Annotated in this window: 10 protein-coding genes and 1 riboswitch; of the genes, 9 read left to right on the forward strand and 1 reads right to left on the reverse strand. The window is 64.2% G+C overall.

All coding sequences use genetic code 11. The annotated features are described in order from the left end of the window. Positions 1-78: 78 nt before the first annotated feature. Positions 79-170, reverse strand: a riboswitch (glycine riboswitch). 59 nt (positions 171-229) lie between these two features. The 3 genes from SSA02_RS07435 (at position 230) to SSA02_RS07445 (ending at position 6,629) form a co-directional block, all read left to right on the forward strand. Next, the gene (locus tag SSA02_RS07435) at positions 230-532 is read left to right on the forward strand and encodes a putative quinol monooxygenase (protein ID WP_147093450.1); all 303 of its coding nucleotides are present in this window, start codon (positions 230-232) and stop codon (positions 530-532) included. Positions 533-655: 123 nt separating this feature from the next. Further along, complete coding sequence (gene putA / locus SSA02_RS07440) at positions 656-4,432, forward strand: bifunctional proline dehydrogenase/L-glutamate gamma-semialdehyde dehydrogenase PutA (protein ID WP_147093451.1); 3,777 nt, start codon at positions 656-658, stop codon at positions 4,430-4,432. Positions 4,433-4,616: 184 nt separating this feature from the next. Continuing rightward, on the forward strand, positions 4,617-6,629 hold the full coding sequence (locus SSA02_RS07445) for a M61 family metallopeptidase (RefSeq protein WP_246103718.1): 2,013 nt from the start codon (positions 4,617-4,619) through the stop codon (positions 6,627-6,629). Positions 6,630-6,768: 139 nt separating this feature from the next. Here the strand turns inward: SSA02_RS07445 and SSA02_RS07450 are convergent, their stop codons facing one another. After that, the gene (locus tag SSA02_RS07450; protein WP_147093453.1) at positions 6,769-7,065 is read right to left on the reverse strand and encodes a RidA family protein; all 297 of its coding nucleotides are present in this window, start codon (positions 7,063-7,065) and stop codon (positions 6,769-6,771) included. 42 nt (positions 7,066-7,107) lie between these two features. Here SSA02_RS07450 and SSA02_RS07455 point away from each other — a divergent pair, with 42 nt between their 5' ends. The 6 genes from SSA02_RS07455 to SSA02_RS07480 all read left to right on the forward strand — a co-directional run bounded on the left by SSA02_RS07455 (position 7,108) and on the right by SSA02_RS07480 (position 13,322). Next, the gene (locus SSA02_RS07455) at positions 7,108-7,620 is read left to right on the forward strand and encodes an HPr kinase/phosphorylase (RefSeq protein ID WP_147093454.1); all 513 of its coding nucleotides are present in this window, start codon (positions 7,108-7,110) and stop codon (positions 7,618-7,620) included. A gap of 53 nt (positions 7,621-7,673) precedes the next feature. Beyond that, positions 7,674-8,648, forward strand: a complete 975-nt coding sequence (gene rapZ, locus SSA02_RS07460) for an RNase adapter RapZ (protein WP_147093680.1) — start codon at positions 7,674-7,676, stop codon at positions 8,646-8,648. A gap of 76 nt (positions 8,649-8,724) precedes the next feature. Then, complete coding sequence (locus SSA02_RS07465; RefSeq protein ID WP_147093455.1) at positions 8,725-9,225, forward strand: PTS sugar transporter subunit IIA; 501 nt, start codon at positions 8,725-8,727, stop codon at positions 9,223-9,225. Further along, complete coding sequence (locus SSA02_RS07470; RefSeq protein WP_147093456.1) at positions 9,222-9,506, forward strand: HPr family phosphocarrier protein; 285 nt, start codon at positions 9,222-9,224, stop codon at positions 9,504-9,506. Before SSA02_RS07465 ends, SSA02_RS07470 begins: the two co-directional genes overlap by 4 nt. Then, complete coding sequence (gene ptsP, locus SSA02_RS07475) at positions 9,499-11,322, forward strand: phosphoenolpyruvate--protein phosphotransferase (RefSeq protein WP_246103720.1); 1,824 nt, start codon at positions 9,499-9,501, stop codon at positions 11,320-11,322. Before SSA02_RS07470 ends, ptsP begins: the two co-directional genes overlap by 8 nt. A gap of 611 nt (positions 11,323-11,933) precedes the next feature. Further along, entirely contained in the window at positions 11,934-13,322 is a 1,389-nt protein-coding gene (locus SSA02_RS07480) for a sugar porter family MFS transporter (protein ID WP_246103721.1), read from the forward strand. Positions 13,323-13,367 lie beyond the last annotated feature (45 nt).

Raw genomic sequence — 13,367 nt, forward strand, 5'->3', positions numbered from 1 at the left:
CGCCCCTTCTGTCGCCTTTGCCTGAGATCGCTATCCCGTCGGCGGACATCCCCCAGGGATGCCTCTCTCCAGAAGTTCCAGCCGATCCCGGTCCTTTTGCCTGAGAGTTTCCGGGGCGGTTGCTCCTTCGGCGCCGGAAAATGTGTCCGGTCTCTCCCGTAAATCGGTGTTTACTCTTGGCAGGTTTGCGGCAGAAAAGTCAATTCTCCAACCATCAGGAATTCATGCCATGTCACAGCATTTCACGGTCATTGCCGAGTTCGCCGCTCCGAAGGTCAATTTCGATGCTTTCCTCGACATCTGCCGTTTCGACAGCGAGCGCTCCCTGGCCGATGAGGAGGGCTGTCTCGCCTTCGACGTTCTCACGCAGGAAGACGCTCCCGACATCATCGTGCTGCATGAAGTCTATACGAGCCGGGCCGCCTTCGACATCCATCTGAAGACGCCCCATTTCGAGACCTTCGCCACCGCCCTGCGCGATCTGGGGATCGAGGAGCGCAATGTACGCTTCTTTACCCGGCGTCATCCCTGACCCGTTTTCCCGGCCCGGCGTGCTCCTGACGCAACGTCGGTCATGAAGCAGGGCCGGAAGGGTTTTCCTCTCTCCGGCGCTCCTCTATCGTGCCGTTTTAGGTCCCTGCCCGACTGAGACAGCATGACAGCGTTCGCCACCCCCCTCTCCACGGTCTCGCGGTCGATACAGGAGAGAGAGGCTCTCCGACAGGCCGTATCCCTCCCGGAGGCGAGCAGCCTCGCGCCGATGATCGACCGGGCGACCCTGCCCGCCGACAGTGTCGCGCGCGTCGAGGCGGATACGCGCTTCCTGACGGAGCGGCTCCGCGCCCGTCTCGACAAGGACGGTGCGGAAACGATGATGCAGGCCTTCCCGCTCGGGACGGTCGAGAACACCGCCCTGCTCTCCCTGACCGAGGCGCTTCTGCGTATTCCCGACGCGGCAACACGCGATCTCTTCATCCGGGAGATGGTCGGCCAGGGCGACTGGCAGCATCATGCCGGGCATGACCGGCCTCTCTTTCTCGGCGCGGCGGCCTGGGCAATGGCGAGCGCGACCGACCGGGACCTCTCCGATCCGGATACGAAAGAGGCGGGCGGGCGTGAGCCGGGTCCGGGCGGGTTGCGCGGGTTCGCCGCACGCAGCGGGGCGCCCTTCATCCGCCACGGCGTCGAACGCGCCATAAGGCGCCTTGGCGCACAGTTCATCCCGGATGACACGCTCGGCCGGGCGCTCAGACACTGCAAGCGGGACGCGCAAGGCGGTTTCGTCACGCTTTTCGCGCTGATGGCCCCTCAGGCCCGCACAAGGAAACAGGCCGAGCGGGCCGTTCACCTGCTCACCGATGCCATCGAGACGGTGGGGCGTCATGCCCGTGGCAGCACCCCGACCGGGCGGCCGGGCGTGACCTTCGCCCCCGAAGCCCTGCATCCGCGTTTCGAGACCGCCTTTCACGATCGGGTGGTCGAATCCCTGGCCCCCGTCCTGATCGCTCTGGCGGCACGCGCGCGCACCCATGATATCGGCTTTCAGTTCGATGCAGGATTATACGGGACGCTCGATCTCTCCCTGAGTCTCTTCACGGCCCTGTGCGAGGCGCCTGAACTCTCCGGATGGGATGGCCTCGGCTTTACGGTGCAGGCTTCGGGCAAATGGGCGATGCCCCTGATCGATCTCCTGACAGATCTCGCAACCCGTACCGGCCGGCGTATCATGCTGCGTCTGGTCAAGGGGCAGCACTGGGAAGAGGAGATCAGGCTGGCCCAGACGCTGGCTTTGCCCGAATATCCCGTATTCACACGCAAATGCCACACGGATGTGAGCTATATCGCCTGCGCGCGAAAGCTCCTCGAGCGACCCGATGCGATCTTCCCGCAATTCGCGACCCAGGATGCGCGGGCAATCGCGACGATCAGGGCTCTGGCCGATCTGGTTCCGCCGGAGCCCGACAGCGCAGCGCGGCTCGAATTCCAGTGCCGTCGCGGTATCGGCGAGGCGCTTCATGCATCGCCCGCTCGCCTCCCCGCTCATGACAGACCGCGAAACGGAGACGGCAGCGTCCGCTTCCGTATGCTCACCCCGTTCGGGGAGAAAGACGCTTTTTCCCCCTATGTGATGGACCGTCTGTTCGAGATCGCCGCACCTTCCGGCTTTCTCAACCGGGCAACGACCAGAACCTCCGGGACGGATACATGGGCCGCCACTTCATGGGCCGCCGATCCTGCCATCGAGGCCCGGGCGATCCTGCCGCGGGGTGCGCCCAATCCGGAGCTTCCCCTGCCGATCGCTCCCGGCGCATCCGGTCCGGTCTTCGACGCCGTGAAACAGGATCCGCCGACGCTGCAGGAGAGGTGGGAAACTTGGGAAACCCGGGAGATCCGGGAGAGCTGGGGACAGGACGTAAACGATCCTGTGTTCCGCATCGCCCTCGGGGAAGCGCTTGCAGACCGGGATATGCACCGTCTCTCCGGGCCGATCGGCCCCGCCATGCCACGGACCGACATGCGCGCGCGCATCGTGAGAAACCCGGCGGACCAGGAAGATCATGTCGGCACCGTCCTTCATGCCCGCCCCCGGGACATAGACGCCGCGCTCAATGCCGCGGAGGCCGAGCGGGACTGGCGTCGCTTTTCCCCCGACGCGCGCGCGCGCTGTCTGGAAGCCATGGCCCGGGCGGTGATGGAAGACCGTTTCGCGCTTCTCGCATTGCTGATCCGCGAAGCCGGCAAGACCGTCGCGGATGCGCGCGACGAACTGCGCGAGACGATCGATTTCCTCAATTTCTACGCTTCCGAACTCCGCGCGCTGGACGGCGCCTCCCGCCTCGGTGCACCGCTCGGAATCGTTCTGTGCATAAGCCCCTGGAATTTCCCGCTCTCCATCCTGACCGGGCAGATCGCCGCCGCACTCGGCGCAGGCAATGCCGTGATCGCGAAACCGGCCGAGGAAACGCCCCTCATCGCGGCTCATGTCGTGCGTCTGTTCCTTGCCGCCGGGCTTCCGCCCGGCGCGCTTCAGCTTCTGCCCGGCGAGGGCAATGTCGGCGCATCGCTCGTCGCCGATTCCCGCATAGACGGGGTGATGTTCACCGGCTCGACCGCCGTCGCAAAGACGATCAGCCGGGAGCTTCTCGGCCGGACCGGCCGCACGGGACAACCCGTCCCGCTTCTGGCCGATACGAGCGGGCAGAATGCGATGCTGGTCGACAGCACGGCCGCCACCGACCGGGTCGTCAGCGACGTTCTGCGCTCGGCCTTCAACAGCGCCGGGCAGCGCAGCGCATCCCTGCGTATCCTGCTGGTGCAGGAGGACTGCGCCGATGCCCTGATCGAGCGGCTTCTCGGCGCCATGGCCGAACTGCGTGTGGCAGCCCCCGAAGCCCCGGATACGGATATCGGGCCGGTCATCTCCTCCATTGCGCGCGTGCGGATCGAGGAGCATGTCGCGCGTATGGGCCGGGCCGGGCATCGCATATGGCAGCCGCCGCTCGAGGCCGCGACCCTCAAGGGGCATTTCGTTCCCCCGACCCTCATCGAGATCGGACGCATCGCCGATCTCGGGACCGAGATCTTCGGCCCGGTTCTCCATATACGACGCTTTGCCCGCCATGAGCTCGAAGGGACGATCGACGCGCTCAATGCGACCGGCTACGCCCTGACTTTCGGCGTGCAGAGCCGCGTGCCCTCGACCCTGCGCCGCTGCTGCGCCCGCTCCCGCGCCGGCAATCTCTACGTCAACCGGGCCATGATCGGTGCGCGGGTCGGCAGCCAGCCTTATGGAGGCAAGGGAATGTCGGGCTCGGGCCCCAAGGCGGGGGGACCGTTGCTGCTGCCTCGCCTGACCTATGGCGCGCCATGCCCGCTGCAGCCCTTGCCGAATGCCTTCGTTCCTCCCGCCGCCCGCGCCCTGCTCGCCTTTCTCGAGCCGCGCGACCCACCCTCGGCCCGACGTCTGCGCGGCGCGATCGCTCATGGTCTGTGCGGCTATACCATCGCCCTTCCCGGTCCGGCGGGAGAGACCAACCGCTACAGCCTCCAGCCTCGCGGCACGATACTCTGTGCGGGCGAGAGCTGGCCTGCCGTCCTGCATGCCGTGGGTCTCGCCCTCGCCACCGGAAACACCGTGCTCGTCCTCGCGCCGGATTCCGCCGTCGAATGGCTGGGGCAGGTCTCGCGGCATCTTTCCGACATGATCACCCGGGTCGATCCCGGCGCCCTGCCCGAATGCGATGCCATGCTGATCCAGCGGGGCACGGCTCTGGCGGATCAGGCTGCCCTCACGGTCACGGCCCGCGAGGGCAGGGTCGTACCCGTCCACGATCTCGACACGGTGCGCCCGGAATGGCTCCTGAGCGAGGTGGTGCTGACCACGAATACAGCCGTTCTCGGGGCGGATGCCGCCTTGCTCGCCCTGCGCTAGGGGCCACTGGCCGGATTCATGTTCCGCAGTCCTCCGCAGTCATGCATCGGGCTCCGTCCCTCCGTCGCGGCACCCTATGACGAAGATTATCGCCTCCGATCGGGCGGCATGGCTTGCCACGACCGGTGCTTTCCGGTCTGGTAACGAAAAATACCGATCCGATCCTTTTTGGGAGTATGCCTTCTTGACGACCCGCCTCCTTCGCGCCGGGACCTTTCTGGCGACCTGTGCGCTCTGCTCCCAGATATCCCTCGCCCGCGCGGCATCCACCGATCCCCAGTCCCAGACCAAAGATCAGTCCCAGTCCAAAGATCAGGCCCAGGCGCAGCCGGAGGCCGCTCCCCTGCCGACGCCCCTGCCCCAGGCGAAGGACGTCGCCTTTCCGGGCACGATCGGATTGTCCGTGGACGCCACGGATCTTGCCCATCACGTCATGACGGTTTCGGAAACCGTGCCCGTTCCCGAAGCGGCGCGCGCGGCTGGCGAACTGATCCTGCTCTATCCGAAATGGATCCCGGGCGGTCATGCGCCGGAGGGGACCATCACCCAGCTCGGCGGGCTGGTCGTGCGATCCGGCGACAAGATCCTGCCCTGGCAGCGCGATACGGTCGATGTGTTCGCATTCCATATCCCCGTCACGAAGGACCAGAAGCAGCTCGACGTCTCGTTCAAGCTGCTCTCACCGGTCAGCGACGAGGAAGGGCGTGTCGTCATGACGCCTCATATCGTGAATGTGCAGTGGAACGAGGTCTCGCTCTATCCCGCCGGATATTATTCGCGTGACATACAGGTCCAGCCGGATGTGACCCTGCCGCATGGCTGGCAGGCCGGCACGGCCTTGCGCCCCCGGGGCAAGGCCACGGGCGACACGCTTCACTTCCAGACCGTGTCCTACAACACGCTCGTCGATTCCCCGATCTTCGCGGGGGCGTATTTCCGCAAGGTTGCGCTCAATGCGCCGGGCGGCGTGCCGGTCACGCTCAACATGGTTGCCGACAAGCCGGGCGATCTGGCCTATACGGATGCCGAACTCCAGATCCATCGCAATCTCGTTCGTCAGGCGCTTCTGACCTTCGGATCGCAGCATTACGCGCATTACGATTTCCTGATGGCGCTGACCGACGAACTCGGACGCATCGGTCTGGAGCATCACCAGTCGAGCGAAGACAGCGTCACCGAGGATTACTTCACGGACTGGGCGCACTCCTTTCCCCAGCGCGATCTTCTCGCTCATGAATATACGCATTCATGGAACGGGAAATATCGCAGACCCGCCGATCTGTACGGCGCGACCTTCAACGCACCCCAGCGCGGATCCCTGCTCTGGGTCTATGAGGGTCAGACGGAATTCTGGGGCAATATCCTGGCTGCGCGTTCCGGCCTCGTGAGCAAGGACCAGGGGTTCGATTCGCTGGCGCTCATGGCCGCGACCTATGACGCGCAATCCGGCCGGAGCTGGCGCCCGGTGGCCGATACGACCAACGACCCCATCATCGCCCAGAGAGCCCCGCTCTCCTGGCGCGATTTCCAGCGTTCGGAGGATTACTATGTCGAAGGCGAGCTGATCTGGCTCGATGCGGACATGATGATCCGGAAACTCTCGAAGGACACGAAGTCGCTCGACGATTTCGCGAAGGCTTTCTTCGGGACCCATGACGGCAGCATCATCGTCAGCACATATGGCTTCGACGATGTCGTGCTGACCCTGAACAAGGTCGTTCCCTACGACTGGGCGACGTTCCTGCGCGACAGGATCAGCCGCGTGCAGAAACGCGCGCCGCTGGGCGGTCTGGAAGCCGGTGGATACAGGCTGGTCTTCACCGACCGGGAAAACGCGTTCGAGGCTCAGAGAGCGAAGATCCGCCACCAGCTGGATTTCCGCTTCTCGCTCGGTCTGGCCGTCAAGGAAAAGACCGGCGCGCTCACGACGGTGGCGTGGGACAGCCCTGCGTTCGAGGCAGGTCTTGCCATTCACGACGTGATCGTCGGGGTCAACGGGTCCGATTTCTCGAAGGAGAGGATGATCGATGCCGTAAAGGAGGCAAAGACCGGACAGACGCCGATCACGCTGATCGTCAGGTCGGGAACCCATCTGCACACCGTCACGATCCCCTATCATGACGGTCTGCGCTATCCGCATCTCGAGCGGATCGGCAATACGCCCGACCGCCTGACAACCCTGTTCTCGCCGCGCTGAGCCGTCACGCGCTGCGGCGTCCGCCGCGCGCGCACCAGATATCTGGCACCAGATATCGGGCACCAGATATCGGGCATCGGGCATCGCACCCGGGTCTTCCTGCCTCGCCTGTGCCCGGCGGGAAGACGGATGCCGGGCCTTACGGCGAGGCGATGAAATTGAACTCCAGACGCTGACCCGGCGTGTCGAAACCGGGCTTGACGCGCAGGGTCAGCGCGGGCCGGGCCGGGCCGAGAACCTCGGCCACGATCCTCTGGCAGGACGCGAAGACGGAACTGTCCGGAATCATGTAGGCCAGATGGGTGATGTCCTCGGGGACGAGATCATGGGTCGCAAGTATGGCCCGGATGCGGGCCATCGCGTTCTGGCATTCCTCGATGACGCTTTCGGGCGCCCGACCGTCCTGGTCCAGCCCTGTCACACCATAATACGTCACGCAGTCCTTCAGGACCGGACGGGAAGGAGAGGAAGGATACTCATGCATGGCGCCGAGCATACTGCACAAAGCCCGCCCTGCACATCGCTTATCCATGCCTCCTGCGCAGCGTGGAACGGACAGGGCGTGCTGCTGACCGGCGCCTCCGGCAGTGGAAAATCGAGCCTCCTGCTGCGTCTGGTCGATGCGGGGTTCGCTCTCGTCGCCGACGATCGGGTGGAGTTGCGGGGGGGAGAGGCCTGCGCCCCGCCCGCTCTTGCCGGGCTGATGGAGATACGCGGCCTTGGCATCGTCTCGATGCCCAGCCTCCCGCGATGCCGTATCCGCCTTCATGTCGAGCTCGACTCCGAAACGCCTCCGGAGCGGCTGCCCCGATCCGCGCTGCATGTCGCAAGCGGCGCATGGTCGATACGGCTCGACGCGTTCCACGCAGACGCGGTCTCGATCATCCGTACGGCCCTGCACTGCGCGGAGGGGCGATATACCCTGGTTTGCGGGGTCAATGGCGGCACGGCGTTCAGCAAACCTCTCCCCTTCGGAACGGAAGAGGACTAGACTGCGATCATGCACCCCCGACCCGAGATGGAGAAGGCCCGCCCGTGACCACAATGTCAGTGACCGCAGTGCGACGCATCCTGCTCGTCACGGGGCTGTCAGGCGCCGGAAAATCCTCCATTCTCAGGATCATGGAGGATCTCGGCTATGAGGTAACCGATAATCCGCCCCTGACCCTGCTCGAGGCGCTCGTGACGCGTTCGGACAATCCGCTGGCGATCGGGATCGATGTGCGCACGCGCGGTTTCGAGGCCCGGGCAGTGCTCGATGCCCTTGCGCGTCTGCGTGCACTGGCAGGACTGCATGTCGAACTGCTTTTCGCCACGGCAGAAACGGACATCCTCCTGCGTCGCTTCACCGCCACGCGCAGGCGCCACCCTCTGGACAATTCGACGGGAGCGGCGCCCGGGCTCAGCGCCAGTATCGCCCAGGAGGTCGCGCTCCTCGCCCCCCTGCGTGCCGCGACGGATCTGGTGATCGACACCTCGGACCTGCCGCCGCCAGATCTGCGCAGGCTGATCGAATCGCGCTTCGGCCGGCCCGATGACGCCGAGTCCCTGACCGTCACGCTGATGTCGTTCGCCTATCCTGCGGGGCTTCCGCGTGAGGCCGACATGGTGTTCGACGCCCGCTTCCTCCGCAATCCGCATTATGACGGTGCCCTCAAGGCCATGACCGGACTCGACGAGGCCGTACGCGACTATGTCCATGGCGATCCGGATTATCCGGTCTTCTTTTCCAGAATCATGGATCTGCTGCGTCTCGTGCTGCCGCGCTTCGTGACCGAAGGCAAGAAACACGCAACGATCGCCGTGGGATGTTCGGGCGGTCAGCACCGGTCTGTAACACTTGTTGAAGAGATTGCGGCGGCTCTGGGCCACTCTGCGGACATTACACACTTGTCAGACGGACCGATCGTCGTCATGCATCGGGAACTGGCACGTCAGGGACGCAGCGCCTGGCGCTGGGTGCGTCCTCCCAGCCCTCGTGCCACGCCGGATGAACAGATACGGATCGAGCCGTCTTGATAACGCCTTCCGATTGCCAATATGTCATGAGCTCGTCATTTCCGACGATTGGCACGCCCCCTGAAGGAATGCCCCGATGATCGGGATCGTCCTTGTCACCCACGGCTCGCTCGCCCAGTCCCTTCTCGAAATCGTCACCCATGTCGTCGGCCCGCAGGCCCAGATCGCGACCTTGGGCGTATTGCCCGACGACGATGTCGTGATTGCCCGTGCCCGGCTGACCGCCGCGATCCGCGCGGTCGATTCCGGCGACGGCGTGCTTCTTCTGACGGATATATTCGGCAGCACGCCCTCCAATGTCGCTCTCTCCCTGCGCGTAGAGGGGCGGATCGAGGTTCTTGCCGGCGTCAACGTTCCCATGCTGGTCAAGCTTGCCAAGACGCGACGGACGCTCAACCTTGCGGAATGCGCCGAACTCGCGACACTGGCGGGACGCAAATATATCGCCGCCGCCTATCAGCTGCCCCCATCTTGCCTTCAGGGTGGAAAAAGCTGTGAAATGGTGGTCAATACAACCATGAGCTATGTTCCTCCCCTCTCCCCCCATCTCGGCACGCGGCGTCAGGCGGCACAATGAATGCGGCCCCGACGCTGGAACGCGATGTCGTCATCGTCAACCGCCTCGGGCTTCACGCACGGGCAGCGGCGAAATTCGTGACTCTCGCCGAGAGCTTCGACGCGCAGATCGAGGTGAGCCGACAAGGTCAGACCGTTTCCGCCCTGTCGATCATGGGGCTGATGATGCTCGGCGCCGGACGGGGCGAGACGATTGCCCTCAGCGCGACCGGCCCCCAGGCCGGGGCGGCCCTCGATGCGCTCGTCGCCCTCGTAGCCGACGGCTTCGGCGAGCGTGATTAAGCGTCTGAGACGGCCTGCGGGCAGTACGCTCCTCCCTGACGGCCTGCCGATGATCTCCCTGCAGGGACTCGGCATCTCGCCGGGTGTGGTGATCGCCCGGGCAAGCCTCGCTCATGAGCGGCCGCTCCCGCATATCGAACCGACTCCCACCCAGCGCACGGTCGAGGCCGAACGCGAGCGTCTCGACCAGGCCATTACCCTGACGCTCAAACAGCTGCGCAAGCTGCGGTCGAAGCTCGATGCGCTTCCCGAGGAAGGGCGCATCGAGATCGATGCCCTGCTCTCTGTCTATGAGCGCATGCTCAGTCATTCGCGCCTCGTGCGTGCAGCGCATCGCCGTCTGACGGAAGACGGGCTGACTGCGGAATCCGCCGTCCAGCTCGAGAGCGACGTGCTGGCAGCGCAAGCCGGGCCGCAGCCCGGGATGCCGGAAGAGGAAATCGAGGGTGCGCGCCGCCGCGAGGGAGAATTCCGCGAGGTCGCAAGGCGCCTCCTGCGCAATCTGACAGGCGTCTCGTTCAGGGCGTTCAGCGATATTCCGGGCGGCTCGGCCCTGCTGGCCGAACAGATCCGTCCCGCAGATGCCGCGGTCATCGATCCGAACCGGATAGCCGCCGTTGTCTCCGAAGGCGGCGGCGTGACCGATCATACCGCGATCATGCTCCGGGCGCTCAACGTGCCCGCAGTGCTGGCGGTGCCCGATCTCCTCACCCATGTCAGCGACGGCAGTCTCGTGATCGTCGATGGCAGCACGGGACGCGTGACGGTACATCCGGATTCCGCGACCCTCGCCTCGGCCCGGGAGGCCATGGCGGAAGAGGCCCGCGAACGCAAGGGAATCGGCCGGTTGCGCCGGCTGCCCAGCCGCCTGCTGAGCGGTGAGGATATCGAGCTCCTCGCCAATGTCGAAATCCCGAACGAACTGCCTCTGCTCCATCGGAACGGAGCGACCGGGATCGGGCTGCTTCGCACCGAATTCCTGTTTGATGAAAGCGCTCCCCTGCCCGATGAGGACGGGCAATACGCGGTCTATGCACGCATCGTGACCGAGATGGCGGGGATGAACACGACGATACGCGTGCTCGACTGGGGTGGGGAGAAAGGGCTGGCCCGCCTCAGGCAGCTCGGAATCGACGACCATCAGGAAGAGGAAAATCCGGCACTGGGCGTGAGGGGGCTGAGGCTTCTCCTGCGGCATCCCGAAATTCTCGAAACGCAGCTCTGCGCGTTGCTGCGTGCCAGCCTCGACGGTCCTGTCCGTATTCTTCTGCCCATGGTCAGCTCGGTCAACGAGGTGATCGCCACCCGGCAGATATTCGAACGCTGCGCGAGACGCCTCCGCCGCCGCGGGGTCAGGCTTCCTGCGGAGCTGCCCCCGCTTGGTGTCATGATCGAGACGCCTGCCGCTGCCCTGACCGCAGGCGCCCTCGTCATGCAGGCCGATTTTCTGGCGCTCGGCACCAACGACCTGACGATGTACACCCTTGCGGTGGATCGTGCGGCCTCGATGGGATCGGCGCTTTATACCACGCTGCACCCCGCGGTCCTGCGCCTTCTTCGCTTCTCGGTCGATGAGGGTCTTCGGGCCCGTCGTTCCGTCTGCGTGTGTGGCGAGATCGCTGCCGATCCCCATGCCGTTCCTCTCTTGATCGGTATGGGGTTGCGCTCGTTTTCGATGTCGGCGGCCTCCCTGCCGCAGGTCAAGCGCATGGTGCGCTCCCTGACCATCGAGGCCTGCGACGATCTCTATCGCCGCGCCATTCTGACCGAAGATCCCGTGCAGCTGCACGAAATGGTCAGTCAGTTCGCCGCCTGAGGACCGGAGCCGACCGGTATCCGGCGCTCACCCTTCACGCAACGCAGGATTTCGGACCGGACCGCGAGGCAATATTGCCTCTCCGGGGCGATGATTTCTTTCCTGACTGACCGGTTATAGTGATCCAGAACACGATTCTCGCCTCTCCAAGATAAACGGAATCTTAAATCTCTCTCATCTCCATCGATTTTTTCGGTCTTTTCCTCATCGAGAGTTATGCACACAGATCATCTCCATGATCGGAATCATACGTGCGATGCATACTTCGTTTTCAGATTAATGCGGTTTGAGTCATGAGTGAGCGCGAGGCGGTACTGTTCCGTTTTCCGATCGATTGCCTCGATCCTCCACCCGAAATCACAGAAACTGGCGATCTGTCGACCTGATATCGACCTGAAACGGGACGAAAGCGTCCCGATCGAGCGAGGAAGACGTCTATCTCTCTTTGCGAGAGGTCGGCGATTACCCCTATTTCATTCATTAAACAATCGCGATTACGTGATATCCAATCTGAATATTTGTTAAACTATCACATTACCCGTGTTTAACGTCTCACATTCCGCGTTGCGGAACGGGGGACCAGAAACGAGGGTCGAATGAATCAAGAAACAATGACCGGGCGTACAGACCCCAAAATTCCCCTGGTCGGAAAAATGATGCTGGCGGCCGTGCTCGCCGCCGTGGCCGGATTGATGTTCGGCCTCGATATCGGGGTGATCTCCGGCGCCCTCAAATTCATCGCGCAGGAATTCAAGGCGAGCGATGCAGAGCAGGAGCAGATCGTCTCGTCCATGATGCTCGGCGCGGCACTCGGCGCGCTGTTCGCCGGGCAGCTCTCCTTCCGGCTCGGGCGCAAGAAGGCGCTCGTGCTCAGCGCGATTCTCTTCATGCTCGGCGCTTTGTTCTGTGTCATCGCCCAGTCGGTCGCGGTGCTCGTCATCGCACGCGCCCTGCTCGGCCTCGCCATCGGCATCGCAAGCTTCGTCGCCCCGCTCTATATCTCGGAAGTGGCCGACGAGCAGCATCGCGGCGGGCTGATCTCGGTGTATCAGCTCATGATCACGCTCGGCATCCTGCTTGCCTTCATCTCGGACGCGCTCTTCTCCTATTCCGGCGCCTGGCGCTGGATGCTCGGGATCGTCGCCATTCCGGGGGCCGTCTTCCTGATCGGATCGCTCTTTCTGCCCGACAGCCCACGCTGGCTCATGCTGCGGGGCCGTCCGGACGAGGCGCTCGAGACCCTCGCCGCATTGCGCCCCTCGCGCAACGCCGCCGAGGCAGAGATCCGCGAGATCGAGGGCAGCCTCGATCACAAGCAGCGCGGCCTCGCCATGTTCCGCGAAAACCCCAATTTCCGCCGCTCCGTGATGCTCGGCATCGGCCTGCAGATCGTTCAGCAGCTCACCGGCATCAATGTCGTGATGTATTACGCACCGCGCATCTTCGAGGTCGCAGGCTTCGGACAGGACGGACAGATGTGGGGCACGGCCGTCGTCGGTCTCGTGAACATGCTCGCAACCTTCATCGCCATCAGCTTCGTCGATCGCTGGGGCCGTCGCCCGATGCTGATCGCAGGATTCATCATCATGGCAACCGGCATGGGCGCCCTGGCCGTGCTGCTGTCATTCGGTGCCGGATCCAGCGTCATGATGCATTATCTCGCCGTCGCGGTGCTGCTGCTTTTCATCACCGGCTTCGCCTTCTCCGCCGGACCGCTGATCTGGATCCTCTGTGCAGAGATCCAGCCGCTCCAGGGCCGCGATTTCGGGATCACCTGCTCAACCGTGACGAACTGGGTCGCCAACTGGGTCGTGGGCATGACCTTTCTCACCCTGCTCGGCACGCTCGGCGCCTCGCATACCTTCTGGCTCTACGCGGCTCTGAACGCGGCCTTCATTCTCGTCACCCTCGCCTTCGTGCCCGAGACCCGGGGCGTCTCGCTCGAATCCATCGAGCAGAAGCTCAACAGGGGCATTCGCCTGCGCAAGATCGGGCGCTGAAGCGCGCGCCCTCCCCCCTCATCCCTCATCCCACTCTGCTGAACG

Source organism: Swaminathania salitolerans (assembly GCF_007988945.1).
Taxonomy (GTDB): domain Bacteria; phylum Pseudomonadota; class Alphaproteobacteria; order Acetobacterales; family Acetobacteraceae; genus Swaminathania; species Swaminathania salitolerans.

What these genes read in the sequence shown, in the direction of transcription:
- SSA02_RS07435 (WP_147093450.1), top strand. Translation starts at nt 230, where the DNA reads ATGTCACAGCATTTCACGGTCATTGCCGAGTTCGCCGCTCCGAAGGTC.
- putA (WP_147093451.1), top strand. Translation starts at nt 656, where the DNA reads ATGACAGCGTTCGCCACCCCCCTCTCCACGGTCTCGCGGTCGATACAG.
- SSA02_RS07455 (WP_147093454.1), top strand. Translation starts at nt 7,108, where the DNA reads ATGCATGGCGCCGAGCATACTGCACAAAGCCCGCCCTGCACATCGCTT.
- rapZ (WP_147093680.1), top strand. Translation starts at nt 7,674, where the DNA reads ATGTCAGTGACCGCAGTGCGACGCATCCTGCTCGTCACGGGGCTGTCA.
- SSA02_RS07465 (WP_147093455.1), top strand. Translation starts at nt 8,725, where the DNA reads ATGATCGGGATCGTCCTTGTCACCCACGGCTCGCTCGCCCAGTCCCTT.
- SSA02_RS07470 (WP_147093456.1), top strand. Translation starts at nt 9,222, where the DNA reads ATGAATGCGGCCCCGACGCTGGAACGCGATGTCGTCATCGTCAACCGC.
- SSA02_RS07480 (WP_246103721.1), top strand. Translation starts at nt 11,934, where the DNA reads ATGACCGGGCGTACAGACCCCAAAATTCCCCTGGTCGGAAAAATGATG.